Annotated in this window: 1 pseudogene; it reads right to left on the bottom strand. The window is 58.4% G+C overall.

What is annotated here, in order from left to right:
* Window positions 1–60: 60 nt before the first annotated feature.
* Window positions 61–298, bottom strand: a pseudogene (locus BK660_RS31700) (EAL domain-containing protein); the annotation flags it as partial.

Raw genomic sequence — 298 nt, 5'->3', positions numbered from 1 at the left:
AAAAGCGTCCGCGGCGAAGAAGGCGGTTTGTGCCTTGGCAAACAGAAAACCCTGCACCTACCGAGAGCCGCACTCCAGGGCAAAACTCAATTGAGCTTCTGTTTCCACGCCTTCGGCAATGATCCAGCAACCGGTTTTCGCGGCCATCTGGGCTAGCGCCTTCACCACATCGCTGCTCGGACCGCCCAACGCCGCCGCCTGGAACAATCGCATGTCGAGCTTGAGGATGTCCGGCTGCAGGGCCAGTACGCGAGCGAGTTGAGAATAACCGGCACCGAAATCATCAATGGCGATTCGT

This window comes from Pseudomonas brassicacearum (assembly GCF_003732265.1).
GTDB lineage: Bacteria > Pseudomonadota > Gammaproteobacteria > Pseudomonadales > Pseudomonadaceae > Aquipseudomonas > Aquipseudomonas brassicacearum_D.
This window is presented reverse-complemented; position numbering and strand designations above follow the sequence as displayed.